The sequence below is a fragment of the Curtobacterium sp. MCLR17_045 genome, from assembly GCF_003234405.1.
Classification (GTDB): Bacteria; Actinomycetota; Actinomycetes; order Actinomycetales; family Microbacteriaceae; genus Curtobacterium; species Curtobacterium flaccumfaciens.
The window spans coordinates 56,425-81,681 of record NZ_QKTB01000001.1 but is presented as its reverse complement, the minus strand read 5'-3'; the positions used below and the strand labels follow the sequence as shown (position 1 = coordinate 81,681).

The window sequence follows — 25,257 nt, the reverse complement described above, 5'->3', positions numbered from 1 at the left end:
CCACACGGCACGGAAGGACCCACAACAGTCGTGACCGACGAGTGCATCCACGGATTCCCCACCGAGCTCTGCGACATCTGCGCACCCCGGCAGCGCGAGGCGTCGGAGATCCCAGCCACCCCGGCACCCCGCCGGACCCGCATCACCACCAACCTGCGCGTCGACCCGCCGGCCTCCGGGCCCGGGACGTCGCTCCGGTCGCCGACGTCGCTCCGTTCGTCGTCCGCCGACCTGCCCGAAGCACGTGAGTTCGCAGCGCTCCGCGCCCACCACGTCACCCACATCGACAACCTCGACGGCATCGTCGGCGCCGGCGCGATCCTGGCGTCCGACCAGGCCGAGCCGGTCGTGGACGTCAGTTCCGCCGACACCCGCGCTGCCCGCGCCGAGGCCGAGGCGCCCGACGGCTCCTCGATCGCCGGCCACGTGCCGTTCACGCTGTCGCCCGACGCCACCCGCTGGGACGAGCTCCGTACGGGCGCCGAGGGCGAGCGCTGGTCGGACGCCGCCCGCCGCACCCGGGCGATCGACTACGTCGTGCTCGTCGTGCCGGTCTCCGCGTTCGGTGCCTCGGTGATCGTCGCCGACCAGGACGCCGACGCTGACGACGTCCGGTTCGCCGTCGGTCCCGACGCCGGCACGAACCTGATCCGTCGCACCGACTTCACGGACCCGGAGATGCACGGCCTCGAGCTGCTCGCCGGACCGAGCGTGCCGTTCACGTCCGTCGCGGTCATCGGCGTCCCGAACGACAAGGCCCGGCAGACCGTCCGCGCCGTGCTCGCCGACCACGGTGGACACGCTCCGCGAGTGGCCGTCTTCCCGCCGTGGTTCGTGCCCCCGGTGACCGCCGAGTGACGGTCTCCTGACCCGTGTCGACGCACCCTCCGGACCCCGTCCGGAGGGTGCGTCGCGTTGCGGGGCCGAGCCGGGCCTCCAGGCCGTCCGATCCGCGTGGATCCGGGCAAGCGAGCCGGCGGGACACGCCCGGCAATTCGCGACACGCCCGGGTTGCACGTGGGCCGGGGCTATGCGAGACTTGTCCGGTTCCGAATTCCCCGTGGGTGTATGCCCACAGGATCACTGCTCTGGCAGTGCACAACCCCCTTGTTCAGCAGGGCTGGGTTGGGCCGCAGGCAGCAGAACACGACTCCCCGAAGGGTGACGGACGCGGTGTACCACTGCTGCGCCCGGAGCACGAGGCAGTCGATTGCCCACGCTGGACGGCCACGGTCGCCCGCGAGGTTGACAGGTGAACAGCGGTCATCCCCAGTGGATGCGGCCGGTTGGTTCAGGAAAACAGCACGGTCCGCAGGAATGCGGAACCGAGCGGCGTCAGGCGGCCAGAGGGTGCGCGGCGCAGAGAGGACAAGAGACACATGGCGGGACAGAAGATCCGCATCCGGCTCAAGTCGTATGACCACGAGGTCATCGACACGTCGGCCCGGAAGATCGTCGACACGGTGACCCGTGCCGGTGCAACCGTGGTCGGCCCGGTGCCGCTCCCCACCGAGAAGAACGTGATCGCAGTGATCCGTTCCCCTCACAAGTACAAGGACTCGCGCGAGCACTTCGAGAAGCGCACGCACAAGCGGGTCATCGACATCGTCGACCCGACGCCGAAGGCCGTGGACTCGCTCATGCGACTCGACCTGCCGGCCGACGTCAACATCGAGATCAAGCTGTAAGGGGGCTGACCAATGGCGAACTCAACCAAGACCGTCAAGGGCCTCCTCGGCAAGAAGCTCGGGATGACCCAGGTGTGGGACGAGAACAACAAGTTCATCCCCGTCACCGTGATCGAGGTCGGCCCGAACGTGGTCACCCAGATCCGCAACGCTGAGCGCGACGGCTACGAGGCGATCCAGATCGCCGCCGGCGCCATCGACCCGCGCAAGGTCAACAAGCCGGCCGCTGGCCACTTCGAGGCCGCTGGCGTGACCCCGCGTCGCACCCTCACCGAGATCCGTACCAACGACTCCGCTGAGTACACGCTCGGCCAGGAGCTCACCGTGGACGGCACGTTCACGGCGGGCCAGAAGGTCGACGTCGTCGGTACCTCCAAGGGCAAGGGCTTCGCCGGTGTCATGAAGCGCCACGGCTTCCACGGCGTCGGCGCCTCGCACGGTGCGCACCGCAACCACCGCAAGCCCGGCTCGATCGGTGCTTCCTCGACCCCGTCGCGCGTCTTCAAGGGCATGCGCATGGCTGGTCGTATGGGTGGCGACCGCGTGACCGTCCTCAACCTCACGGTGCACGCCGTCGACGCCGAGAAGGGTCTGCTGCTCGTCAAGGGCGCCGTCCCCGGTGCTCGTGGCCGCTCCGTCTTCGTCCGCACCGCCGTGAAGGGTAAGTGATCATGGCCACCACGACCGCAACCACGATCGACGTCCTCGACGCATCGGGTGCCAAGTCCGGCACCGTCGAGCTCCCCGCAGCTCTCTTCGACGTCGAGACCAACGTCCCGCTGATCCACCAGGTCGTCACCGCGCAGCTCGCAGCCGCGCGTCAGGGCACCCACAAGACCAAGAACCGTGGCGAAGTCCGCGGTGCCGGTCGCAAGCCGTTCAAGCAGAAGGGCACCGGCCGCGCCCGTCAGGGTTCCGTCCGTGCTCCGGAGCACACCGGCGGTGGCGTCGTCCACGGACCGACCCCGCGCGATTACTCGCAGCGCACCCCGAAGAAGATGATCGCCGCTGCTCTGCTCGGCTCGCTCTCGGACCGCGCCCGCGGTGGCCGCATCTCCGCTGTGGAGGGCTTCGTCGCGGCTGAACTGCCGTCGACCAAGACCGCCCGCACGCTCCTCGAGAAGGTCGCGCCCGTCAAGAACGTGCTCGTCGTGCTCGAGACGGACGACGAGCTGACGCTCAAGTCGATCCGCAACCTGTCGAACGTCCACGCGCTCTCGTACGGCCAGCTCAACGCCTACGACGTGCTGCGTTCGGACGCCGTCGTCTTCAGCAAGAGCGCCCTCGACGCCTTCATCGCGTCGAAGACCGCGAAGGAGATCACCGCATGAGCGGCTTCAACAAGGACCCGCGCGACGTCATCATCTCGCCGGTCGTCTCGGAGAAGAGCTACGCGCTCATCGACCAGGGCAAGTACACGTTCATCGTGGACCCCCGCTCGAACAAGACCGAGATCAAGCTCGCCATCGAGAAGATCTTCGACGTCAAGGTCGCGAGCATCAACACGCTGAACCGCCCGGGCAAGACCCGTCGCACCAAGTTCGGTCTCGGCAAGCGCAAGGACACCAAGCGCGCCATCGTGACGCTCAAGTCCGGTTCGATCGACATCTTCACGGCTGTCGGCTGAGGACCAGAGGGATAAATCATGGCTATTCGTAACTACAAGCCGACGACCCCCGGTCGTCGCGGCTCGTCGGTCGCCGACTTCGCTGAGATCACCCGTTCGACTCCGGAGAAGTCACTGCTTCGTCCGCTGCCGAAGACCGGTGGTCGCAACAGCTCCGGCCGTATCACCACGCGTCACATCGGTGGTGGCCACAAGCGCCAGTACCGCGTGATCGACTTCCGTCGCTCCGACAAGGACGGCGTCGACGCCAAGGTCGCTCACATCGAGTACGACCCCAACCGCACTGCGCGCATCGCGCTCCTGCACTACGTGGACGGCACGAAGCGGTACATCATCGCGCCGAACAAGCTGAAGCAGGGCGACGTCATCGAGCAGGGCCCCGGCGCCGACATCAAGCCCGGCAACAACCTGCCGCTGCGCAACATCCCCGTGGGTACCGTCGTGCACGCCATCGAGCTCCGCCCCGGTGGCGGCGCCAAGATGGCTCGCTCCGCCGGCGCCTCGGTGCGTCTCGTCGCCAAGGACGGCCCCTACGCGCAGCTCCGTCTGCCGTCGGGCGAGGTCCGCAACGTCGACGCACGCTGCCGCGCCACGATCGGCGAGGTCGGCAACGCCGAGCAGTCGAACATCAACTGGGGCAAGGCCGGCCGCATGCGCTGGAAGGGCGTCCGCCCGACCGTCCGTGGTGTCGCCATGAACCCGGTCGACCACCCGCACGGTGGTGGTGAGGGCAAGACGTCCGGTGGTCGTCACCCGGTCAGCCCCTGGGGCCAGTCCGAGGGCCGTACGCGCAAGCCGAACAAGCCGAGCGACAAGCTCATCGTCCGTCGCCGTAACGCCGGCAAGAAGCGCAAGTAGGAGTTCAGAAGATGCCACGCAGTCTGAAGAAGGGCCCCTTCGTCGACGAGCACCTGCTCCGCAAGGTCGTCACGCAGAACGAGGCCAACACCAAGAACGTGATCCGTACGTGGTCGCGTCGGTCGATGATCGTCCCGAACATGCTCGGGCACACGATCGCCGTCCACGACGGCCGCAAGCACATCCCGGTGTTCGTCACCGAGTCGATGGTCGGTCACAAGCTCGGCGAGTTCGCGCCGACCCGCACCTTCCGTGGTCACGTGAAGGACGACAAGAAGGGCCGTCGCCGCTGAGGCGGCGACGCAGAGGAGGAACGAAATGGTGGAGTCGATCGCACGCGTGCGACACATCCGCGTCACGCCTCAGAAGGCCCGTCGCGTCATCGAGCTGATCCGCGGCAAGCAGGCCCACGAGGCCCTCGCCATCCTGAAGTTCGCCCCCCAGGGCGCTTCGGAGCCCGTGTACAAGCTGGTCGCCTCGGCGATCGCGAACGCACGGGTCAAGGCGGACTCGACGAACAGCTTCCTCGACGAGCGCGACCTCTACGTGAGCCGCGTCTTCGTCGACGAGGGCACGACCCTGAAGCGGTTCCAGCCGCGCGCCCAGGGCCGCGCCTTCCGCATCAACAAGCGCACCAGCCACATCACGGTCGTCCTCGCGACGCCCGACGAGGCCGAGGTTGCCGCGACGAGCAAGAAGGCGAGCAAGTAATGGGCCAGAAGGTCAACCCGTACGGCTTCCGTCTCGGGATCACGACGGACCACGTCTCGCACTGGTTCACCGACAGCAAGAAGGCCGGTCAGCGCTACGCCGACTACGTGGCCGAGGACATCAAGGTGCGCGAGTACCTGAAGAAGACCCTCGACCGCGCCGGCGTCGCACGCATCGAGCTCGAGCGCACCCGTGACCGTGTCCGCGTGGACATCCACACGGCTCGTCCGGGCATCGTCATCGGCCGCCGCGGCGCCGAGGCGGAGCGCGTTCGCGGTGAGCTCGAGAAGCTCACCAAGAAGCAGATCCAGCTGAACATCCTCGAGGTCAAGAACCCCGAGACCGAGGCTCAGCTCGTCGCGCAGGGCATCGCCGAGCAGCTCTCCGCTCGTGTCGCGTTCCGTCGCGCCATGCGCAAGGGCCTGCAGGGTGCACAGCGCGCCGGCGCCAAGGGTGTCCGCATCCAGGTGTCGGGTCGTCTCGGCGGCGCCGAGATGTCGCGTTCGGAGTTCTACCGCGAAGGCCGTGTGCCGCTGCACACCCTCCGCGCGAACATCGACTACGGCTTCTACGAGGCCCGGACCACGTTCGGCCGCATCGGCGTGAAGGTCTGGATCTACAAGGGCGACATCACGAACAAGGAGCTCGCTCGCGAGCAGGCGAACCAGCGTTCGTCGCGCCCGGAGCGTCGTGGCGGCCCGCGCGGTGAGCGTGGCGACCGTGGCGGCGACCGTCGTGGCGGCGACCGCGGTGACCGTCGTCCGCAGCAGGCCCCGCAGGACGCGCCGGCCGGCGCAGGAGTTGAGGCGTAACCATGCTTATTCCCCGTCGAGTCAAGCACCGCAAGCAGCACCACCCGAAGCGTTCGGGTCAGGCCACCGGTGGTACCAAGGTCAGCTTCGGCGACTACGGCATCCAGGCCCTCACCCCGGCGTACGTGACCAACCGTCAGATCGAGTCCGCTCGTATCGCCATGACGCGTCACATCAAGCGTGGTGGCAAGGTCTGGATCAACATCTACCCGGACCGTCCGCTGACCAAGAAGCCCGCCGAGACCCGCATGGGTTCCGGTAAGGGTTCGCCCGAGTGGTGGGTCGCGAACGTGAAGCCGGGCCGGGTGCTCTTCGAGCTCTCCGGCGTCAGCGAGGAGATCGCCCGTGAGGCGTTGACTCGTGCAATCCACAAGCTGCCCCTCAAGGCACGCATCATCAAGCGCGAGGAGGGCGACGCATAATGGCGATCGGTTCCAAGGAGCTCCGTCCGACGGAGCTCGACACGTTCGAGAACGAGCGTCTCGCTGACGAGCTGAAGAAGGCCAAGGAGGAACTCTTCAACCTCCGCTTCCAGTCGGCCACCGGCCAGCTGGAGAGCCACGGTCGTCTCCGTGCCGTCAAGCGCGACATCGCCCGCATCTACACCGTCCTCCGCGAGCGCGAGCTCGGCATCCGTGCCACTCCCGCGCCCGTCGAGACCGCCCCCAAGGCCAAGAAGACGACGAAGAAGGCTGACAAGCCGGCCGAGTCGACCGAGGCCGAGACCGCCGAGGAGAAGTAATGGCGAACGAAGAGAAGAACTCCGCCGCCCTCACTCGCGGCTACCGCAAGACGCGTCGCGGCTACGTGACGAGCGACAAGATGGACAAGACCATCGTGGTCGAGGTCGAGGACCGCGTGAAGCACGCGCTCTACGGCAAGATCATCCGTCGTACGTCCAAGGTGAAGGCCCACGACGAGCTCGGCACCGCTGGTGTCGGCGACCTCGTCGTGATCAGCGAGACCCGTCCCCTCAGCGCCTCCAAGCGCTGGCGCCTGGTCGAGATCCTCGAGAAGGCCAAGTAGGCCTCGGCCTGCTTCGGAATAGGAGACAGCAGTGATTCAGCAGGAATCCCGCCTGAAGGTCGCCGACAACACGGGTGCCAAGGAGATCTTGACCATCCGCGTGCTCGGTGGCTCGGGTCGTCGCTACGCCGGCCTCGGTGACGTCATCGTCGCCACGGTGAAGGACGCCATCCCCGGCGGCAACGTGAAGAAGGGTGACGTCGTCAAGGCAGTCATCGTTCGCACCAAGAAGGAGACCCGTCGTCAGGACGGCTCCTACATCAAGTTCGACGAGAACGCGGCAGTGATCCTCAAGGCCGACGGCGACCCGCGCGGTACGCGCATCTTCGGTCCGGTCGGTCGCGAGCTCCGTGACAAGAAGTTCATGAAGATCATCTCGCTCGCGCCGGAGGTGCTGTAAGCCATGGCGAACATCAAGAAGGGTGACCTCGTCCAGGTCATCACGGGCGCGACGCAGGAGCGTGGCGGCGACCGTGGCAAGCAGGGCAAGGTCATCGAGGTCCTCAAGGACAAGAACCGCGTCGTCGTCGAGGGCGTGAACTTCGTCACGAAGCACGTCCGCGTCGGTCAGACGCAGCGTGGTTCGAAGACCGGTGGCATCGAGCAGCACGAAGCCTCGATCCACGTCTCGAACGTCGCACTCGTCGACCCGAAGACGAAGAAGCCGACGCGTGTCGGCTTCCGCACCGAAGAGGTGGAGAAGGACGGCGTCAAGAAGACCGTCCGTATCCGCTACGCGAAGAAGTCTGGTGAGAAGCTCTGATGACTGACACGACTGCTGCGCCCGCTGGCAAGATCCAGCCGCGCCTCAAGCAGAAGTACCTGGCCGAGATCAAGACGGCCCTCACCGAGCAGTTCGGTTACGCGAACGTCAACCAGGTCCCCGGCCTGGTCAAGGTCGTCGTGAACACCGGTGTCGGCGAGGCCGCTCGTGACTCCAAGATCATCGAGGGGGCCATCAAGGACCTCACGGCGATCACGGGTCAGAAGCCCCAGGTCAACATCGCCCGCAAGTCCATCGCACAGTTCAAGCTGCGCGAGGGTCAGGCCATCGGCGCGCACGTCACCCTCCGTGGTGACCGCGCGTGGGAGTTCCTGGACCGCCTGGTGACGCTCGCACTGCCCCGCATCCGCGACTTCCGCGGTCTCAGCGACAAGCAGTTCGACGGCAACGGCAACTACACGTTCGGTCTCACGGAGCAGTCCGTGTTCCACGAGATCGACCAGGACCGCATCGACCGTGTCCGCGGCTTCGACATCACTGTCGTGACCACCGCGAAGACGGACGACGAGGGACGCGCGCTGCTCCGCCAGCTCGGCTTCCCGTTCCGCTCCAACGAGCAGACGGTCTAAACTACTTCGGGCGGTGCGGGCCGGAGGATTCACGTCCTCCGGCCCGCACGCACGAACACACCGATCTCGGGGAACCGCCCCGGGATCACTCGATCGCTCAGGTCGGCATTCGTGGAACGGGTGTCGAAACCAGGCGAGAAATGGACGAACATCATGACGATGACCGATCCGGTCGCAGACATGCTGACCAGATTGCGGAACGCGAACTCCGCGCACCACGACGCAGTCGCGCTCCCGAGCTCCAAGCTCAAGAAGAACATCGCCGACATCCTCAAGCGTGAGGGCTACATCAGCGAGTGGAAGGTGGAGGACGCCCGAGTCGGGCAGACCCTCACCATCGACCTGAAGTACGGCCCCGAGCGCGAGCGTTCGATCGCCGGCATCAAGCGCGTCTCGAAGCCGGGCCTCCGGGTCTACGCGAAGTCGACGGAGATCCCCCAGGTCCTCGGTGGCCTCGGCGTGGCGATCCTCTCGACCTCCTCCGGCCTCCTGACCGACCGCGAAGCCGAGCAGAAGGGCGTGGGTGGGGAAGTCCTCGCCTACGTGTGGTGATCGACAATGTCACGAATCGGACGTCTCCCCATCGACATCCCCGCCGGCGTCACCGTCTCCGTTGACGGTCAGAACGTGGCGGTCAAGGGCCCGAAGGGCGAGCTCGCGCTCGTCATCGCGGAGCCCATCCAGGCCAAGGTCGAGGAGAACCAGGTCCTCGTCACCCGTCCGGACGACGAGCGCGAGTCGCGTTCGCTCCACGGACTGACCCGGACGCTCATCGCCAACAACATCATCGGCGTGACCCAGGGCTACACCAAGGGCCTCGAGGTCGTCGGTACGGGTTACCGTGTCGCGGCCAAGGGCTCGAACCTCGAGTTCGCCCTCGGGTACTCCCACTCGATCACGGTCGAGCCGCCGGCGGGCATCAGCTTCGCGGTGGAGGGCAACAACAAGGTCACCGTCGCCGGTATCGACAAGCAGGCTGTCGGCGAGGTCGCCGCGAACATCCGGAAGCTCCGGAAGCCCGAGCCCTACAAGGGCAAGGGTGTCCGTTACGCCGGCGAGAACGTGCGCCGCAAGGCCGGAAAGTCAGGTAAGTGATCATGGGACTCCTCAAGACACGAGGCAAGAGCAAGGCGGCCGCCAAGGCGCGTCGTCACAACCGTCTCCGCAAGAAGATCACCGGCACCGAGGCTCGTCCCCGTCTCGCCGTTACCCGCTCGTCGCGTCACGTGTTCGTGCAGGTCATCGACGACTCGAAGGGTCACACCCTCGCAAGCGCCTCGACGATGGAGGCAGACCTCCGCTCGTTCGACGGCGACAAGACCGCCAAGGCCCGTCGCGTCGGTGAGCTCCTCGCCGAGCGCGCGAAGTCGGCTGGCGTCGAGGCCGTGGTCTTCGACCGCGGTGGCAGCAAGTACGCCGGTCGCGTCGCCGCGATCGCCGATGGTGCCCGTGAAGGAGGGCTGAACCTGTGAGCGACAACGCGAACACCAACGAAGACGCCAAGACCGAGGCCGTCGAGGCCACGGAGACCGAGGCTGTCGAGACCACGGAGACCACCGAGGCGAGCACGGAGGCCACGGCCACCGACGCAAGCGCCGAGGCGACCACCGAGGGCGCCAAGACCGGCAAGGAGGCGGAGGCACCTGCCGTCGCCGAGCGTCCGGTCGAGACCGCCGCGGGCTCCGCGTCCAACAACCGCGACTCCGCTGACAACCGTGGCCGTCGTGGTGGCGGTCGTGACCGCCAGCAGGGCCGCGACCGCAACAACCGCGGTGGCGACAGCCAGTTCCTCGAGCGCGTGGTGACCATCAACCGCGTCTCGAAGGTCGTCAAGGGTGGTCGTCGCTTCAGCTTCACGGCGCTCGTCGTCGTCGGTGACGGCAACGGCCTCGTGGGCGTCGGCTACGGCAAGGCCAAGGAGGTCCCCACGGCGATCTCCAAGGGTGTCGAAGAGGCGAAGAAGAACTTCTTCCGCGTCCCCCGCGTCGGCAACACGATCCCGCACCCGGTGCAGGGTGAAGCCGCCGCTGGCGTCGTCCTCCTGCGTCCGGCCGGCCCCGGTACCGGTGTCATCGCCGGTGGTCCGGTCCGCGCCGTGCTCGAGTGCGCCGGCATCCACGACGTCCTGAGCAAGTCGCTCGGCTCGTCGAACACCATCAACATCGTGCACGCGACCGTCGAGGCCCTGAAGCAGCTCGAGGAGCCCCGCGCCGTCGCGAGCCGTCGTGGCCTCGACGTCGAGCGGGTCGTCCCGGCCCGTCTGCTCCAGGCCGAGGCCGCAGCCCTGCGTGCCGCGACCGAGAAGGCAGGTGCGTGATGGCGATGCTGAAGATCACGCAGATCAAGTCCGTTATCAGCGAGAAGCAGTACCAGCGCGACACCCTGCGCAGCCTGGGCCTCAAGCGCATCGGCCGTTCGGTCGAGCGTGAGGACAACTCCCAGAACCGCGGGTACATCGCGACGGTGGCGCACCTCGTGAAGGTCGAGGAGGTCGACGCATGAGCGACGAGAAGAACGAGCGCGTGCAGGTGCTGAAGCTGCACCACCTCCGTCCTGCAGAGGGCGCCAAGAAGGACCGCACCCGTGTTGGTCGCGGTGAGGGCTCGAAGGGCAAGACCGCTGGGCGTGGTACCAAGGGCACGAAGGCCCGTTACCAGGTCCGGGTCGGCTTCGAGGGTGGGCAGATGCCGCTGCACATGCGCACCCCGAAGCTCCGCGGGTTCAAGAACCCGTTCCGGGTCGAGTACCAGGTCGTGAACCTGGACAAGATCTCGGAGCTCTACCCCGATGGTGGCGACGTCACCGTTGCGGGCCTGGTCGCCAAGGGCGCCGTCCGCAAGAACGAGAAGGTCAAGGTTCTCGGTCAGGGTGACATCACCGTGAAGATCACGGTCACGGTCGACAAGGTCTCGGCGTCCGCCGCCGAGAAGATCGTGGCTGCTGGCGGCACCGTCTCCCAGTAACCCCCGTCGGCGGCCCGTGCGTTTGCGCACGGGCCGCCGTTACGGTTTCCTTGACAGTGGCCGGCATCCGCCAGCCGGGTCGGCCCTGCCGACCGAAACCGGTCCGGCCGCGATCGACGGCCCCGGTCCCACAAGTTCGGAGTCATCGTGTTCAGAGCGGTCGCGCGCATCATGCGCACCCCTGATCTTCGCAAGAAGATCGGCTTCACCCTCGCGATCATCGCGCTGTTCCGTCTCGGGTCGTACATCCCGGCACCGTTCGTCGACTACGCCGCCGTGCAGAGCTGTCTCGCCAGCGCGTCGTCCTCCGGCGGTCTCTACGACCTCATCAACCTCTTCTCCGGCGGCGCGCTGCTGAAGCTCTCGGTCTTCGCGCTCGGCATCATGCCGTACATCACGTCGTCGATCATCGTGCAGCTCCTGCGTGTGGTCATCCCGCACTTCGACACCCTCTACAAGGAGGGCCAGTCGGGCCAGGCGAAGCTGACGCAGTACACGCGCTACCTCACCATCGCGCTCGGTGTGCTGCAGTCCACGACCCTGATCACGGTCGCCCGCTCCGGCGCCCTGTTCGGCACCAACGCCTCCGCGTCCTGCACGTCGATCATCTCGAACGACAGCTGGTACGCCATCATGCTGATGGTCGTCACGCTGACCGCGGGCACCGGCCTCATCATGTGGATGGGCGAGCTCGTCACCGAGCGCGGCATCGGCAACGGCATGTCGCTCCTGATCTTCACGTCGATCGCGGCGCAGTTCCCGTCGGCGCTCTGGGCGATCGAGCAGTCGCAGTCGTTCGAGCTCTTCCTGTTCGTGATCCTGGTCGGACTCGTGATCATGATGGCCGTCGTGTTCGTCGAGCAGTCACAGCGGCGGATCCCCGTGCAGTACGCCAAGCGCATGGTCGGGCGGCGGACGTACGGCGGCAACAACACCTACATCCCGATCAAGGTGAACATGGCCGGCGTCGTGCCCGTCATCTTCGCCTCGTCGCTGCTGTACCTGCCGGCCCTGATCGCGCAGTTCAACCAGCCCTCGGACGGCTCCGAGCCGGCCGCGTGGGTGACCTGGATCCAGAACAACCTGACCTCGGGTGACAACTGGTTCTACATGGTCCTGTACTTCCTGCTCATCGTCGGGTTCACGTACTTCTACGTGGCGATCACCTTCAACCCCGAAGAGGTCGCCGACAACATGAAGAAGTACGGCGGGTTCATCCCCGGCATCCGTGCCGGTCGTCCGACCGCCGAGTACCTCGACTACGTCCTCACCCGGGTGACGCTGCCCGGCTCGCTCTACCTCGGTCTCATCGCGCTCATCCCGCTGGCAGCACTGGCGCTGTTCGGCGCGAACCAGAACTTCCCGTTCGGTGGCGCGAGCATCCTCATCATCGTGGGTGTCGGTCTCGAGACCGTGAAGCAGATCGACTCGCAGCTGCAGCAGCGTCACTACGAAGGGCTTCTCCGTTGAGCGCACGTCTCATCATCGTCGGACCTCCCGGAGCAGGGAAGGGCACCCAGGCCGGCCGCATCGCCGACTCCTTCGGGATCCCCGCGATCTCGACCGGGGACATCTTCCGCAAGAACGTGGCAGAGGGCACGCCCCTCGGCGTGCAGGCGAAGGCGATCATGGACGCCGGTGACTACGTGCCGGACTCCCTGACGAACGAGCTCGTGAAGTCCCGCCTGCAGGAGCCCGACGCCGAGCACGGCTTCCTGCTGGACGGCTACCCGCGCACGGTCGGTCAGGTCGAGTACCTCGACGCGCTGCTCGCTGAGCAGGGCACCGGGATCGACGCCGTCGTGCAGCTCGTCGCCGACCAGGACGAGCTCGTCGGTCGCCTGCTCAAGCGTGCCGAGGACCAGGGCCGCAGCGACGACAACGAGGAGACGATCCGTCGTCGCCAGCAGGTCTACGCCGAGCAGACGGCGCCCATCGTGGCGGCGTACGGCGAGCGTGGCCTCGTCGTCGACGTCGACGGCCTCGGTGCCATCGACGAGGTCGGCGACCGCATCCAGACGGCACTGGCGGGCCGCGGGCTCTCCGCGACCGTCTGACCAGCGTGGTGCGGTTCAAGAAGCCCTCGATCTACAAGACCCCGGACGAGCTCCGGGCGATGGTCCGGCCGGGCCTGCTGACCGCCGAGGCGCTCGACGCCGTCCGTGCAGCGATCCGTCCGGGGATCACCACCGGTGAACTCGATGCGATCGCCGAGCGCACCATCCGTGACGGCGGGGGAGTCCCGAACTTCCAGCTCGTGCCCGGCTACCGCCAAACGCTGTGCGTGTCGGTGAACGACGAGATCGTGCACGGGATCCCCGGTGAGCGCGTGCTCGCGCCCGGCGACATCGTGTCGGTGGACGCCGGTGCCGAGGTCGACGGCTGGAACGGCGACAGCGCGTTCACGACCGTCGTGCCCGGCGGCGACGCTGCGGTCACCGCAGCCCGTCAGACGCTCTGCGACACGACCGAGCGGTCGCTCTGGCACGGCATCGCCGCGCTCGCCCACGCGAAGAACCTGCACGAGGTCGGCTCCGCCGTGGAGGACGCGATCGACGAGACCGGCGCGTGGGGCATCGTCGAGGACTACACCGGCCACGGCATCGGTCGGTCGATGCACGAGGAACCGCCGGTCTTCAACTACCGCGTGCGCGGTGCCGGACCTGCCGTCAAGCCGGGGCTGGTGGTCGCCATCGAGCCGATGGTCACGGCCGGCGCGATCGACAGCTCGACGGACGACGACGAGTGGACGGTCCGGACGCTCGACGGCTCCGACGCCGCGCACTGGGAGCACAGCGTCGCGGTGCACGCGGCCGGCATCTGGGTGCTCACGGCCGCCGACGGCGGCGCTCGGGGCCTGGCCCCGCTGGGTGTGACGCCCGTCCCGATCCCGTAGGACGGGCCTCCAGTCCGCGCGCGGCGCCCACGCTGGGTGTCTCCGCACGACGCGACGGCCGGGAGGCCCGGCTGACGTCAGCCGCGTCGACGACGTCGCGTGGACCCACCGACCACCGCCGGGCGCACGCGCCGTGGCATCGCGTCAGTTGCCGACGGAGCAGGTCTCCTCGGAGGCGCTCTGCCCGGTGATCGACGAGGGGAGCGGCGTCGCCGACGCGGTCGGCGTCCGCGTGGCGGTCGCGCTCGGCGTCGCCGACGGTGTGCCGGCGGACGACGAGGTCCCGGACGAAGCCGAGGTACCGGACGAACCCGAGGCGCCGGACGACCCGGTGCCGCTCGAGGTCCCGCCGCTCGACGGCGACTCCTCGGACGCGCGACCGGTGCTCGAGTCGCTCAGCGACGACCGGACGTCGTTCTGCAGCGCCACGTTCAGGGTGTGGGCCGTCTCCTGGTCGACGATCACGCGGGCGCTGTCGGCGGGGTCGTCGGCCACCGGGTACTGCACGAAGAGCATGTTGGCCGTGCTCATCCCGCGCAGGGCTGCCGCGAGCTTGACGAGGGTGCCGGTCTGGGCCAGGCCGTCGGACAGCGTCATGTTGGACAGGGCGGCGCCGGCCAGCTTGTAGAGCGTGATCGGGTTCGAGAGCGTGCCGTCCGAGGTGACCTTGCGGAGGAGCGCCGACAGGAACACCTGCTGCGAGCTGATGCGGGCGAGGTCGCTGCCGTCGCCGACCCCGTGGCGGGTGCGCAGGAAGGCCAGGGCGTCCGAGCCCTCGAGGGAGTGCGAGCCCGTCGTGAGGTGCAGGCCGGTGAACGTGTCGTCGATCGGCTCGGCGACGCAGACGTCCACACCGCCGAGGGCGTTCGACATCTCGATCACGCCGTCGAACGTGATGAGCCCGGCGTAGGGGATGCTCAGGCCGGTCAGGTTCTCCACCGTGTCCACGACGCAGGAGACACCGCCGTTGCCGAGCGCCGTGTTGAACATCGCCGAGGTGGACGCCGGGTAGGTCGTGCCGGTCGCGGGGTTCGTGCAGGCCGGGATGGGGACCATCAGGTCACGGGGGAAGCTGACCGCGGTGAGCTGCTGGTGGTCCGCCGAGATGTGGATGAGCATCGTGACGTCGTTGCGGGCGCCCTCGACGTCCTCGTCGGAGTCGAACTGGCCGACCCGGGTGTCGCTCCCGATGAGCAGGATGTTCGCCCCGCCCTTGATCGCCGAGATGTCCGCCGTCTTCGCGGTGCTCTGGTCGTCGGTGCTCAGCGCGACGGTCTGCGGCGCGGTGGCGAGCTGTGCCCCGGCGATCGCGGCGACGCTCGTGCCGCTGACGAGCAGGACGGCGACGGCGGACGCGACGACGGTGACGAGCGTGCCCCAACCCCGGCGACGGGCCTGCTTGCCGTGGCTGGCGAAGGGGCGTCGGGTGGCGTCGGGCACGTGTTCTCCGTTCGGTGGTCCGGCGCGAGTTGCGGGTGCGACGGACGTGGCTGCGGAGCAAAACTACGGTTCGCGCGCATGTGTGCGCCCGGAGCGCGCCGTCAAACCACTGTGCAACGCTCAGGCACGGCCCCGGAAGCCCCAGACGTGGGGTGTTCCGCGTCCCCACTTGGCAATTGCGGGTTTACCACATAAGATCGATCTTTGGTGTGTCATGCCCTCTCGGGTGTGGCGACCGACCCGCAGACCGGTTCGGGGATCACACCTGTTCCACAACCAAGCGACAGTGAGGCTATGGCCAAGAAAGACGGCGTCATCGAGATCGAAGGCTCGGTGCTCGAAGCTCTGCCCAACGCGATGTTCCGCGTTGAGCTGACGAACGGACACAAGGTCCTCGCGCACATCTCCGGGAAGATGCGCCAGCACTACATCCGCATCCTCCCCGAGGACCGCGTGATCGTGGAGCTGAGCCCGTACGACCTGACCCGCGGCCGGATCGTCTACCGCTACAAGTGATCCGCGAGCTGGAAAGGAACGGCACGGCAATCCTGCCGAGCACGAAGCCAGCGAGCACGAGGAAAGAACCATGAAGGTCAACCCCAGCGTCAAGCCCATCTGCGAACACTGCCGTGTGATTCGCCGCAAGGGCCGCGTCATGGTGATCTGCAAGAGCAACCCGCGTCACAAGCAGCGCCAGGGCTAGTCCCGGGCGCGTGACCGGCGCCGACGGTGTCCATCGGACACCAGGCTGCTCGAGCACGACCCACAACTGAAGATCGACAACGCAGTACCAGAACCCGGTCGCACGACGACCGGGGGACACCTCGGGGCGGAGGCCCGAGCACCGGTACTGCGCCACACCTCCATCGACAACAGGAGCAGCCATCACATGGCACGTCTAGCAGGCGTCGACATCCCGCGCGAGAAGCGCGTGGAGATCGCACTCACGTACATCTACGGCGTCGGCCGTACCCGCGCCGTCCAGGCACTGACGGAGACCGGTATCTCCGGTGACATCCGCGTCAAGGACCTGACCGACGACCAGCTCGTCGCCCTCCGTGACTTCATCGAGGGCAACTTCAAGGTCGAGGGTGACCTCCGCCGTGAGGTCGCCGCCGACATCCGCCGCAAGGTCGAGATCGGCAGCTACGAGGGTCTTCGCCACCGTCGTGGTCTCCCGGTGCGCGGTCAGCGCACCAAGACCAACGCTCGTACCCGCAAGGGACCGAAGCGCACCGTGGCAGGCAAGAAGAAGGCTCGATAGGAGACCCCGATGGCTACCCCCAAGACTGCCGCGCGCAAGCCGCGCCGCAAGGAGAAGAAGAACGTCGCTGTGGGCCAGGCTCACATCAAGAGCACGTTCAACAACACGATCGTCAGCATCACCGACCCGTCGGGTGCCGTCCTCAGCTGGGCGTCCTCGGGTGCCGTGGGCTTCAAGGGTTCGCGCAAGTCGACGCCGTTCGCGGCGCAGCTCGCTGCCGAGTCCGCTGCGCGTCAGGCGCAGGAGCACGGCGTCAAGAAGGTCGACGTCTTCGTGAAGGGCCCGGGTTCGGGTCGCGAGACCGCGATCCGCTCCCTCCAGGCCGCTGGCCTCGAGGTCGGCTCGATCAACGACGTCACGCCGCAGGCGCACAACGGGTGCCGCCCGCCCAAGCGCCGTCGCGTCTGACGCGAGGAGCAACCGGCCGCGCCCTGCTCGTCCCCTGACCGGATCCGTTCCGGCGAGGGCGGGCAGGGCCCGCGGCCATTCCTGGTCGTTCGATCGCGCACGTGTGTGCGCGTGATCACAACTCAACAGACCCGTCGGGGCCCATGCGGCCCCGTCGTACCGCCAAGTGTCATATAGCGGACACTTCGCCGAAAGGAATCCCACAGTGCTCATTGCACAGCGCCCCACCCTGACCGAGGAGCCGATCTCCGAGCACCGCTCGCGCTTCGTCATCGAGCCGCTCGAGCCGGGCTTCGGTTACACCCTCGGCAACTCGCTGCGCCGCACGCTCCTCTCCTCGATCCCCGGCGCGGCTGTCACCAGCATCCGCATCGACGGCGTCCTCCACGAGTTCAGCACCGTTCCCGGTGTCAAGGAAGACGTCACCGAGATCATCCTCAACATCAAGAGCCTGGTCGTCTCCAGCGAGCACGACGAGCCCATCACGGCGTACCTGCGCAAGCAGGGTGCCGGACAGGTCACCGCGGCGGACATCTCCGCTCCGGCCGGCGTCGAGATCCACAACCCGGAACTCGTCATCGCGACCCTGAACGACACCGCGCGTTTCGAGCTCGAGCTCACGATCGAGCGTGGCCGTGGCTACGTCTCGGCGACGCAGAACCGTTCCGAGTTCAGCGAAGCCGGGCAGATCCCGATCGACTCGATCTACTCGCCCGTCCTGAAGGTCACCTACCGCGTCGAGGCGACGCGTGCCGGTGAGCGCACGGACTTCGACCGCCTGGTCGTCGACGTCGAAGCGAAGCCGGCCATCACGCCGCGCGACGCCATCGCGTCGGCCGGTCGCACGCTGGTCGAGCTGTTCGGGCTCGCTCGCGAGCTCAACACGGCGGCCGAGGGCATCGAGATCGGCCCCGCGCCGGTCGACGCCGTGCTCTCGAACGAACTGCAGACCCCGATCGAGGACCTCGACCTGTCGGTCCGCAGCTACAACTGCCTGAAGCGGGAGGGCATCAACACGGTGTCCGAGCTCGTCGCCCTGTCGGAGACGCAGCTCATGAACATCCGCAACTTCGGTCAGAAGTCGGTGGACGAGGTCAAGGACAAGCTCACCGAGCTCGGCCTGTCCCTCAAGGACACCGTCCCCGGATTCGACGGCGCCCACTTCTACAGCGGGTACGACGAGGACGAGTCCAACAACTGACCTCGCGCTCACGCGCAAGCGCGCTGACACCGCGCGCACCACTTTCACCACTGGAGAACTGACATGCCGAAGCCCACCAAGGGCCCCCGCCTCGGTGGCGGTCCCGCCCACGAGCGCCTGCTCCTGAGCAACCTCGCCAACGCCCTCTTCACGCACGGTCGCATCACGACCACCGAGACGAAGGCCAAGCGCCTCCGCCCGGTCGCCGAGCGTCTCATCACGTTCGCGAAGCGCGGCGACCTGCACGCGCGTCGTCGTGTGATCAGCATCCTGCGCGACAAGTCCGTCGTGCACACGCTGTTCACCGAGATCGCTCCCCAGGTCGAGGACCGCCAGGGCGGTTACACCCGCATCACGAAGCTCGGCTTCCGCAAGGGCGACAACGCCCCGCTGGCGTCGATCGAGCTCGTCCTCGAGCCCGTCTCGAGCACGCCCGCTCCGGTCAAGCGCAACTCGGCTCCGGCCGCTGCTGCCGCCCCGGTCGACGAGCCCGCCGCCGACGAGACCACCGAGGAGGCCCCGGTCGAAGAGACCGAGACCACCGAGGAGTCCGCCCCGGTCGAGACCGAGTCCGAGACCGAGGCTGCTGCCGAGGTCGAGGCCGACGCCGCCGAGAAGTCGGACGACGCCGACACCAAGTAGTCCGGTGCCCTCCGGGGCGCTGCACCACCACGAGGAAGCCCCCGCGACCCAGGTCGCGGGGGCTTCCTCGCGTCCGAGGCTGGTCGTGCACACCGACTGCTCGGCGTACCGTCACGGGCCGGGTGCGACGGAAGGAAGTCATGGCGTTCCAGCACGTTGCGGGTCTGGGGACCCGGGTCTGGCGGTGGAGCCGGACCTCGGGCACACAGCCGCGCCTGCTGCACGCCGGCAAGGCCGCCGCCGCCGCGGTGATCGCCTGGTTCGTGGCGCGGCACATCCCGGGCGTCGCGGCCGAGTACCCGTACTACGCACCACTCGGCGCCGTCGTCGCGATGCAGACGACGGTGTTCGCGGGCATCCGGAGCGGTGTGCAGACCCTGGTCGGGATCGCCCTCGGCATCCTCATCGCCGCGTTCACGATGTGGGTCGGCGATCCTGGCTTCCTCGCGATCGCGCTCGCGGTCGGCGTCGGGGTGCTGGTCGGCGGGTTCCGCGTGCTGGGCGAGGGCAGCTCGTGGGTGTCCACCGCGGCGCTCTTCGTCCTGCTCGTCGGCGGTGCCAACGCCGAGGGGTACTCGCTCGGGTACCTCGTGCAGATGGCGGTGGGCGTCGTGATCGGGCTGCTGGTCAACTTCCTGGTGTTCCCGCCGCTGCACTTCTGGGACGCCGAACACCGCATCGACGCTGTGAACGGCGTGCTGGCGGACCACCTCGACGGGCTGGCAGCCGTGCTCGAGGAGGGCAAGCGCGACGAGAAGGCGTGGGACCACCAGCAGGACCGCCTGGACCGTGCGATCGCGGACGTCCGGTCACGGGTGGCGATCGCGCACGAGAGCCGTCGACTCAACCCCCGCGGTGCCCTGCGCGGGTCGCGGGCACGGCTCCAGAAGGACGGCGGACGCTTCCGCGCACTGGAGCGGGTCGCCTGGTACACGACCGACCTCACCGAGCTCGTGGCACGCTCCGGCCCGGTGTCCGAGGGCGTCGGGCGTCCGGACCCCGCGTTCGCCACCCCCATCGCCGAGGCACTGCGGAAGATCGCCAGCACGATCCGCGGCGACTCCCCGGAGGACCAGGCCGAAGAGGCCATCGCACGACTCGAGAGCGCGCTCGACGCCTCGCGCGAGAACCCCTCGCACGTCGCGGTCACCTCGGCAGCGCTCGTCGCCCTGCGCGGGATCGTCGAGTCCGAGCGACGCGCCACCGACGACCTCGACACCCGGACCGGTCCGTCGGCGTTCGGCCGTCCGCGCGGCTGAGCGGGCGAGCGGCCGCCGTCCGGCAGACGGATCGCGGGCCGGGAGGCACGGATCACCCCCGCTACGGTGGTCACGTGGACGAGACGGTCGGCTTCCAGGACCCCGACAGCACGGGCGACGTGCGGCTGCGGCTGGACATCGCGTACGACGGAGCGGCGTTCTCCGGGTGGGCCCGGCAGCCCGGACTCCGGACCGTGCAGGGCGCCCTCGAGACCGCACTCGCCACCGTCTTCACCCGCTGGGGCGAACCGCCGTTGCTCACCGTCGCCGGACGCACCGACGCCGGGGTGCACGCCACCGGGCAGGTCGCGCACCTGGACCTGTCGGCAGAACAGTGGGCAGCGCTCACCGCCAAGCGCGGGACGGGCCGGTCACCGCTCGACGGGTTGCTCAAGCGGGTCAACGGCATCGCGGCACCCGAGGGGGACGTCGTCGTCACCGGTGCCTCGGTGGCACCCGCGGGGTTCGACGCCCGGTTCTCCCCGCTCTGGCGCCGGTACGAGTACCGGATCGCGGACGCCGACGCCCCGCGCGATCCACGTCGTCGTGGGCACACGGTCTGGCACGCGGCGAGGCTCGACCCGGCAGCGATGGAGCGCGGTGCGCTGACGTTGCTCGGGCTGCACGACTTCGCGACGTTCTGCAAGCCGCGCGAGGGGGCGACGACCATCCGGACGTTGCAGCAGTTCCGCTGGGACCGCGAGCCGGACGGCGTGCTGGTGGCGCGCCTCCAGGCCGACGCCTTCTGCCACTCGATGGTGCGGGCCATGGTCGGCGCGACCATCGCCGTGGGCGAGGGCCGCTTCGGCCCGGACCGCCTCGAGGAACTGCGCGTCGCCGAGGAACGCACGAGCGCCTTCAAGACGGCGCCGGCGAAGGGACTGACCCTGACCGAGGTGGGCTACCCGGCAGACGCGGAGCTCGCGGAGCGGGCGGAGCAGACCCGGGCCCGACGGTCGGCGGACGGTACCGTCGAGGGATGAGCCCGCGCGAACCCCGTTCCGTCGTGTCCGTCGCCCCCGGAGTCGTCTTCGTCGAGGGCCCCGTGTCCAACTGGGTGGTGCTGGCGGAGGAGGACGGCGTCGCGCTGATCGATGCCGGCTACCCGGCCGACACCGACCTCGTGCTCGACACCGTGCGCGCCGCCGGACACGACCCCGCCCACCTGCGTCGCGTCTACGTGACGCACGGACACGTCGACCACGTCGGCGGCATCCCCGGGATCCTCGAGCGGTACCCCGACGTCGAGGTGCTCGCCCACGCCGACGAGCTCGCCAACGTGCGCGGACCCGAGCGGCAGCAGGTCACCCCGGCGGAGATCGGCGGCCGGCTCGCCAGCCCCCGCGTGCTCGCCTGGCTGGCACGCGCGATCCGCTCCGACGCCCTCCGACCCACCACCGTCCCGTCCGCTCGCGCGTTCACCGGTGCGGACTTCGCGGGTCGGGCGATCTCGCCGTTCCCGGCCGTCGGCCACACCGACGGCTCGACGGCGTACCTGCTGCCCGCGGCGGACGCGATCGTCACGGGCGACGCGGTCGTCAGTCGGCACGACACCCAGCCGGGGTCGTGGGCCCCGCGGCCGCGGATGATCACACCCTTCTTCACCGCCGACCAGGACCGCGCGCTCGAGTCGGCACGGGCGCTGCCGTTCCCGGCGCTCGTGCTGCCGGGACACGGACCGGCCGTCCGACGCGTGGGCGGGACCTGGCTGCCGATCGGCTGATGCCGCGCGATCGGCTGATGTTGCCGAACGCAATCATTTACCTCGACGCAACCTGAACGACCCCGCAGGTCGGTAGCGTGCGGGCATGGCCAACACCCTCGGGCGCACTCTGCTGTGCGCCACGGCGGCCGCGACGCTCCTCGCGGCCCCTCTCGTCACCGTCACCGCAGCGACCGCGAACCCCGAGGGGACCGACCTCGTCATCGAGGAGGCCTACCTGAAGGCGGGGAGCAAGGGCGCGTTCTACAACGAGAAGTTCGTCGAGATCGGCAACCCGACCGACGCCGCCGTGTCGCTCGACGGGTGGTCGCTCCAGTACCGCTCCGCAACGGGCACCGGCACGTTCTCGGCCAGTGCGCTCCAGGGCACCGTTCCGGCGAAGGGCACCTTCCTGGTGTCGATGGCGGGCAACGGCGGGGCCACCCCGGCCGGCGAGGACCTGCCCGCCGCCGACGACACCGCGACGCTCAACCCCTCGGGCACCACGGGCACGCTCGTGCTGTCCGACACCACCGCACCCCTGGCGCTCGCCGCCGGGCCCGTCACCACCGGCACCGACGGCGTGGTCGACCTGCTCGGCTACGGCGCCTCGAACACGTTCGAGTCGGCCGTGCGCACCGTGACCGGGGACAACTCCGTCCCGAACGGTCTGGTCCGTCAGGGCACCACGGACACCGACGTCAACGGTGCGGACTTCTCCGTGACGACGACGCTCACCCCACGGAACGCCGCGGGCGAGACGACGGCACCGACTGAGCCCACGGACCCGACCGACCCGGGTGACGGCGGGACCCCCACGCCCGGCACCCCCGCCGAGACGGTGACCATCGCCCAGCTGCAGGGCACCACGGACACCTCGCCGTACGCCGGCAAGAACGTCACGACCGACGGCGTCGTCACCGCGGTGTACGGCACCGGCGGCTTCAACGGCTACACGATCCAGACCCCCGGCACCGGCGGCGCCATCGACCTCGGCGCCCACACCGCGTCCGACGCGGTGTTCGTCTTCTCGTCGGCCACCGCCGGCCTGGTGCACGAGGGCGACCACGTCCGGGTCACCGGTGCCGTGTCCGAGTACTTCGGCCTGACCGAGCTCACGGTGTCCGGGGCCTCGTCGCTGCAGCAGCTGGACGACACCGTCGCGGCGCCACAGCCCGCAGCGGTCGCGTTCCCGTCGTCCGACGCCCAGCGGGAGTCGCTCGAGAGCATGCTCGTCGCTCCCCAGGGCGCGTACACCGTCGCCGACAACTACACGACGAACCAGTACGGCGAGGTCGTGCTCGCCAGCGGCACGAAGCGCCTGGTCCAGCCGACGGAGGTCGGCCGACCGGGCAGCGCCGAGGCGAAGGCCGTCGAGGCCGACAACGCCGCGCGCAAGGTCACGCTCGACGACGGTGCGAGCACCAACTTCCTGACCCAGGCAAACCAGGGCATCCCGGTGTCGTGGCTCACCCAGGGCCCGGTCACCGTCGGGGCCGCCGCCACCTTCACCGAGCCGGTCGTCCTCGACTACCGCAACAACGGGTGGAAGTTCCAGCCGACCGCGCCGATCACGGGTGCGACCCCGGCCGCCGACCTGCCGGCGTCGTTCTCGAAGGTGCGCCAGTCGGCGCCGCAGGACGTCGGTGGCGACCTGAAGCTCGCCGGCTTCAACGTGCTCAACTACTTCCCGACCACGGGCGACGAGCTCACCGGCTGCAAGTACTACACCGACCGTGCCGGTGACCCCGTCACGGTGAACTCCGGCTGCGACGCCCGCGGCGCCGCCGAGCAGGAGGACTTCCTGCGCCAGCAGGTCAAGATCGTGAAGGCCATCAACGGGCTGGACGCCGACGTCGTCTCGCTCGAGGAGATCGAGAACTCCGTCCGCTTCGGTCAGGACCGTGACGCCGCCGTGGCCACCCTGGTCGACGCGCTCAACGCCGCCACCGGCCAGGACACCTGGGCCTACGCGAAGTCCCCGGCCGTCGTGCCCGCGAGCGAGGACGTCATCCGCCTCGCCCTCATCTACAAGAAGGACCGCGTCGAGCCCGTCGGCGAGTCGACGATCCTGCTCGACGACGCGTTCACGAACGCCCGTCAGCCCGTCGCGGACGCGTTCCGCCCGGTCGGCGGCACCGCGGACGACGACTTCCTGGTGATCGCGAACCACTTCAAGTCCAAGGGCTCCGGCACCGGCGAGAACGCCGACCAGGGCGACGGGCAGGGGGCGTCGAACGCCGACCGCGTCGAGCAGGCGAAGGCCCTCGTGACCTTCTCCACCGAGATGCAGGAGCAGTACGGCACCGACAAGGTGTTCATGCTCGGCGACTTCAACGCCTACAGCAAGGAGGACCCGGTGGTCGTCCTCGACGAGGCCGGCTACACCGACCTCGGCCCGGCGCTCGACAGCACCGAGTACTCGTACGTGTTCTCCGGCCTGAGCGGCTCGCTCGACCACGTGTTCGCGTCGGAGGCCGCGCTCGAGACGGTCACGGGCGTGGACATCTGGAACATCAACTCGGTCGAGTCGGTGGGCCTGGAGTACAGCCGCTACAACTACAACGCGACGAACCTGTACACCGACGACGTGTACCGGGCGAGCGACCACGACCCGATCCTGGTCGGGTTCGACCTGGACGCCGCGGGCACCGACCCGGGGACGGACCCGACGCCGGTGCCGAACCCGACGCCGACCCCGACCCCGACGCCGGTGCCGCCGGTCGACGGGATCACCCCGCCGGTTGCTCCGGTGGCGCCGTCGGAGTCGCTGTTGACGGAGGCGAACCGTGGCGGGGTGTCAGCCCCGGCGTCGGCTCGTGCGGGGGAGACGATCACGGTGACGGTCGGCACTGCTTCGGCCGGTGACACGGTGAACGTGTGGTTGTTCTCGGAGCCGACGCTGATCGGCACGGCTGTGGTCTCATCCGACGGGACGGTGCGGGTGACGATCCCGGCGGACACGGCTGCTGGTGCGCACCGTCTGGCGGTGGCGGCTGCGGACGGGAGTCTGATCGGGTGGACCCCGATCACGATCACCACGGACGGGCAGCTCGCGTTCACGGGTGCTGCGGGGCTCGGTGCCGGTGCGTTGGTGGCGTTCCTGTTGCTCGCGGCGGGTGCGGGTGTGCTGATCGTGCGTCGCCGCAGGACCGCGGCCGCTGCGGAGTAGTCCCCACGCCCCCCGGGCGCACTTCGTGAGCAGGAATGGTCGGGTTCGCACAGCGGACCCGACCATTGCTGCTCACCATGCGCGGTGGGCGCGACCGCGCGACGGACGGGAGGCGCGGTGCGGGGCCGCCCCGCGCCTCCAGGCCGGCAGCCGGCCGCGTTTGACCGACATACCCGGCGTCGGCTAGGCTCTCACCTTGGTCTGTGCGCCCCGCGCGCGGACAGTCAGATGAGCC

General features: G+C 68.7%; 35 protein-coding genes. 34 read left to right on the top strand and 1 reads right to left on the bottom strand.

Annotated features, from left to right (window positions below; genetic code table 11):
- Nucleotides 1-30: 30 nt before the first annotated feature.
- The 24 genes from DEJ05_RS00440 to map all read left to right on the top strand — a co-directional run bounded on the left by DEJ05_RS00440 (nt 31) and on the right by map (nt 13,934).
- Nucleotides 31-858, top strand: coding sequence for a DarT ssDNA thymidine ADP-ribosyltransferase family protein (locus DEJ05_RS00440; protein WP_084741336.1), 828 nt, complete (start codon nt 31-33; stop codon nt 856-858).
- A gap of 521 nt (nt 859-1,379) precedes the next feature.
- Entirely contained in the window at nt 1,380-1,688 is a 309-nt protein-coding gene (rpsJ, locus tag DEJ05_RS00435) for a 30S ribosomal protein S10 (protein WP_017885534.1), read from the top strand.
- A gap of 12 nt (nt 1,689-1,700) precedes the next feature.
- On the top strand, nt 1,701-2,357 hold the full coding sequence (rplC, locus tag DEJ05_RS00430) for a 50S ribosomal protein L3 (RefSeq protein WP_027466731.1): 657 nt from the start codon (nt 1,701-1,703) through the stop codon (nt 2,355-2,357).
- Between the two features lie 2 nt (nt 2,358-2,359).
- Nucleotides 2,360-3,019, top strand: coding sequence for a 50S ribosomal protein L4 (gene rplD, locus DEJ05_RS00425; RefSeq protein WP_027466730.1), 660 nt, complete (start codon nt 2,360-2,362; stop codon nt 3,017-3,019).
- Complete coding sequence (gene rplW / locus DEJ05_RS00420) at nt 3,016-3,315, top strand: 50S ribosomal protein L23 (RefSeq protein WP_027466729.1); 300 nt, start codon at nt 3,016-3,018, stop codon at nt 3,313-3,315. Before rplD ends, rplW begins: the two co-directional genes overlap by 4 nt.
- Nucleotides 3,316-3,333: 18 nt before the next feature.
- Entirely contained in the window at nt 3,334-4,173 is an 840-nt protein-coding gene (gene rplB / locus DEJ05_RS00415) for a 50S ribosomal protein L2 (RefSeq protein WP_027466728.1), read from the top strand.
- Nucleotides 4,174-4,184: 11 nt separating this feature from the next.
- Nucleotides 4,185-4,466, top strand: coding sequence for a 30S ribosomal protein S19 (gene rpsS, locus DEJ05_RS00410; protein WP_017885529.1), 282 nt, complete (start codon nt 4,185-4,187; stop codon nt 4,464-4,466).
- A gap of 25 nt (nt 4,467-4,491) precedes the next feature.
- Nucleotides 4,492-4,884: a 50S ribosomal protein L22 gene (rplV, locus tag DEJ05_RS00405; protein WP_035809257.1), complete on the top strand. Its 393-nt coding sequence runs from the start codon at nt 4,492-4,494 to the stop codon at nt 4,882-4,884.
- Nucleotides 4,884-5,696 carry a 30S ribosomal protein S3 gene (rpsC, locus tag DEJ05_RS00400; RefSeq protein WP_017885527.1) on the top strand — a complete coding sequence of 271 codons (813 nt, stop codon included), beginning with the start codon at nt 4,884-4,886 and terminating at the stop codon, nt 5,694-5,696. The genes rplV and rpsC overlap by 1 nt, the downstream gene beginning before the upstream one ends.
- 2 nt (nt 5,697-5,698) lie before the next feature.
- Entirely contained in the window at nt 5,699-6,118 is a 420-nt protein-coding gene (gene rplP / locus DEJ05_RS00395) for a 50S ribosomal protein L16 (RefSeq protein ID WP_017885526.1), read from the top strand.
- The gene (rpmC, locus tag DEJ05_RS00390) at nt 6,118-6,438 is read left to right on the top strand and encodes a 50S ribosomal protein L29 (protein ID WP_017885525.1); all 321 of its coding nucleotides are present in this window, start codon (nt 6,118-6,120) and stop codon (nt 6,436-6,438) included. Before rplP ends, rpmC begins: the two co-directional genes overlap by 1 nt.
- Nucleotides 6,438-6,722 (top strand): 30S ribosomal protein S17, encoded by a 285-nt coding sequence (gene rpsQ / locus DEJ05_RS00385; protein ID WP_017885524.1) that lies wholly within the window; start codon nt 6,438-6,440, stop codon nt 6,720-6,722. The genes rpmC and rpsQ overlap by 1 nt, the downstream gene beginning before the upstream one ends.
- A gap of 31 nt (nt 6,723-6,753) precedes the next feature.
- The gene (gene rplN, locus DEJ05_RS00380; protein ID WP_017885523.1) at nt 6,754-7,122 is read left to right on the top strand and encodes a 50S ribosomal protein L14; all 369 of its coding nucleotides are present in this window, start codon (nt 6,754-6,756) and stop codon (nt 7,120-7,122) included.
- A 3-nt stretch (nt 7,123-7,125) separates the two neighbouring features.
- Nucleotides 7,126-7,485, top strand: coding sequence for a 50S ribosomal protein L24 (rplX, locus tag DEJ05_RS00375; protein ID WP_111028970.1), 360 nt, complete (start codon nt 7,126-7,128; stop codon nt 7,483-7,485).
- Nucleotides 7,485-8,075, top strand: coding sequence for a 50S ribosomal protein L5 (rplE, locus tag DEJ05_RS00370; protein WP_042537502.1), 591 nt, complete (start codon nt 7,485-7,487; stop codon nt 8,073-8,075). The genes rplX and rplE overlap by 1 nt, the downstream gene beginning before the upstream one ends.
- A gap of 153 nt (nt 8,076-8,228) precedes the next feature.
- Nucleotides 8,229-8,627, top strand: coding sequence for a 30S ribosomal protein S8 (rpsH, locus tag DEJ05_RS00365; RefSeq protein ID WP_017885519.1), 399 nt, complete (start codon nt 8,229-8,231; stop codon nt 8,625-8,627).
- Between the two features lie 6 nt (nt 8,628-8,633).
- Nucleotides 8,634-9,170, top strand: a complete 537-nt coding sequence (gene rplF / locus DEJ05_RS00360; RefSeq protein ID WP_017885518.1) for a 50S ribosomal protein L6 — start codon at nt 8,634-8,636, stop codon at nt 9,168-9,170.
- A gap of 2 nt (nt 9,171-9,172) precedes the next feature.
- Complete coding sequence (gene rplR / locus DEJ05_RS00355) at nt 9,173-9,547, top strand: 50S ribosomal protein L18 (protein ID WP_027466725.1); 375 nt, start codon at nt 9,173-9,175, stop codon at nt 9,545-9,547.
- Nucleotides 9,544-10,392 (top strand): 30S ribosomal protein S5, encoded by an 849-nt coding sequence (gene rpsE, locus DEJ05_RS00350; protein WP_111028971.1) that lies wholly within the window; start codon nt 9,544-9,546, stop codon nt 10,390-10,392. The genes rplR and rpsE overlap by 4 nt, the downstream gene beginning before the upstream one ends.
- Nucleotides 10,392-10,577 carry a 50S ribosomal protein L30 gene (gene rpmD, locus DEJ05_RS00345; protein WP_017885515.1) on the top strand — a complete coding sequence of 62 codons (186 nt, stop codon included), beginning with the start codon at nt 10,392-10,394 and terminating at the stop codon, nt 10,575-10,577. Before rpsE ends, rpmD begins: the two co-directional genes overlap by 1 nt.
- Nucleotides 10,574-11,038, top strand: a complete 465-nt coding sequence (gene rplO, locus DEJ05_RS00340) for a 50S ribosomal protein L15 (RefSeq protein WP_027466723.1) — start codon at nt 10,574-10,576, stop codon at nt 11,036-11,038. The genes rpmD and rplO overlap by 4 nt, the downstream gene beginning before the upstream one ends.
- A gap of 147 nt (nt 11,039-11,185) precedes the next feature.
- On the top strand, nt 11,186-12,508 hold the full coding sequence (gene secY / locus DEJ05_RS00335) for a preprotein translocase subunit SecY (RefSeq protein WP_027466722.1): 1,323 nt from the start codon (nt 11,186-11,188) through the stop codon (nt 12,506-12,508).
- A complete protein-coding gene (locus DEJ05_RS00330) occupies nt 12,505-13,095 on the top strand; it encodes an adenylate kinase (protein WP_110863215.1) in 591 nt (196 codons plus the stop codon). The genes secY and DEJ05_RS00330 overlap by 4 nt, the downstream gene beginning before the upstream one ends.
- Before the next feature lie 59 nt (nt 13,096-13,154).
- Complete coding sequence (map, locus tag DEJ05_RS00325) at nt 13,155-13,934, top strand: type I methionyl aminopeptidase (RefSeq protein WP_375334827.1); 780 nt, start codon at nt 13,155-13,157, stop codon at nt 13,932-13,934.
- A 144-nt stretch (nt 13,935-14,078) separates the two neighbouring features.
- Here the strand turns inward: map and DEJ05_RS00320 are convergent, their stop codons facing one another.
- Nucleotides 14,079-15,374 (bottom strand): LCP family protein, encoded by a 1,296-nt coding sequence (locus tag DEJ05_RS00320; RefSeq protein WP_111109453.1) that lies wholly within the window; start codon nt 15,372-15,374, stop codon nt 14,079-14,081.
- Nucleotides 15,375-15,668: 294 nt separating this feature from the next.
- Here DEJ05_RS00320 and infA point away from each other — a divergent pair, with 294 nt between their 5' ends.
- The 10 genes from infA to DEJ05_RS00270 all read left to right on the top strand — a co-directional run bounded on the left by infA (nt 15,669) and on the right by DEJ05_RS00270 (nt 25,022).
- Nucleotides 15,669-15,890 (top strand): translation initiation factor IF-1, encoded by a 222-nt coding sequence (gene infA / locus DEJ05_RS00315; RefSeq protein WP_017885509.1) that lies wholly within the window; start codon nt 15,669-15,671, stop codon nt 15,888-15,890.
- 70 nt (nt 15,891-15,960) lie between these two features.
- Nucleotides 15,961-16,077, top strand: coding sequence for a 50S ribosomal protein L36 (rpmJ, locus tag DEJ05_RS00310; RefSeq protein WP_022903266.1), 117 nt, complete (start codon nt 15,961-15,963; stop codon nt 16,075-16,077).
- A 186-nt stretch (nt 16,078-16,263) separates the two neighbouring features.
- Complete coding sequence (gene rpsM, locus DEJ05_RS00305) at nt 16,264-16,638, top strand: 30S ribosomal protein S13 (RefSeq protein ID WP_017885508.1); 375 nt, start codon at nt 16,264-16,266, stop codon at nt 16,636-16,638.
- Between the two features lie 9 nt (nt 16,639-16,647).
- A complete protein-coding gene (gene rpsK, locus DEJ05_RS00300; RefSeq protein WP_017885507.1) occupies nt 16,648-17,046 on the top strand; it encodes a 30S ribosomal protein S11 in 399 nt (132 codons plus the stop codon).
- 205 nt (nt 17,047-17,251) lie between these two features.
- Entirely contained in the window at nt 17,252-18,247 is a 996-nt protein-coding gene (locus DEJ05_RS00295; RefSeq protein ID WP_017885506.1) for a DNA-directed RNA polymerase subunit alpha, read from the top strand.
- A 63-nt stretch (nt 18,248-18,310) separates the two neighbouring features.
- Nucleotides 18,311-18,889, top strand: a complete 579-nt coding sequence (rplQ, locus tag DEJ05_RS00290) for a 50S ribosomal protein L17 (protein WP_071245471.1) — start codon at nt 18,311-18,313, stop codon at nt 18,887-18,889.
- A 122-nt stretch (nt 18,890-19,011) separates the two neighbouring features.
- Entirely contained in the window at nt 19,012-20,148 is a 1,137-nt protein-coding gene (locus DEJ05_RS00285; RefSeq protein ID WP_146244986.1) for an aromatic acid exporter family protein, read from the top strand.
- A 74-nt stretch (nt 20,149-20,222) separates the two neighbouring features.
- Nucleotides 20,223-21,131, top strand: coding sequence for a tRNA pseudouridine(38-40) synthase TruA (gene truA, locus DEJ05_RS00280; protein WP_111109452.1), 909 nt, complete (start codon nt 20,223-20,225; stop codon nt 21,129-21,131).
- Nucleotides 21,128-21,871 carry an MBL fold metallo-hydrolase gene (locus DEJ05_RS00275; protein WP_111109451.1) on the top strand — a complete coding sequence of 248 codons (744 nt, stop codon included), beginning with the start codon at nt 21,128-21,130 and terminating at the stop codon, nt 21,869-21,871. The genes truA and DEJ05_RS00275 overlap by 4 nt, the downstream gene beginning before the upstream one ends.
- 85 nt (nt 21,872-21,956) lie before the next feature.
- A complete protein-coding gene (locus tag DEJ05_RS00270; RefSeq protein ID WP_111109450.1) occupies nt 21,957-25,022 on the top strand; it encodes an ExeM/NucH family extracellular endonuclease in 3,066 nt (1,021 codons plus the stop codon).
- Nucleotides 25,023-25,257 lie beyond the last annotated feature (235 nt).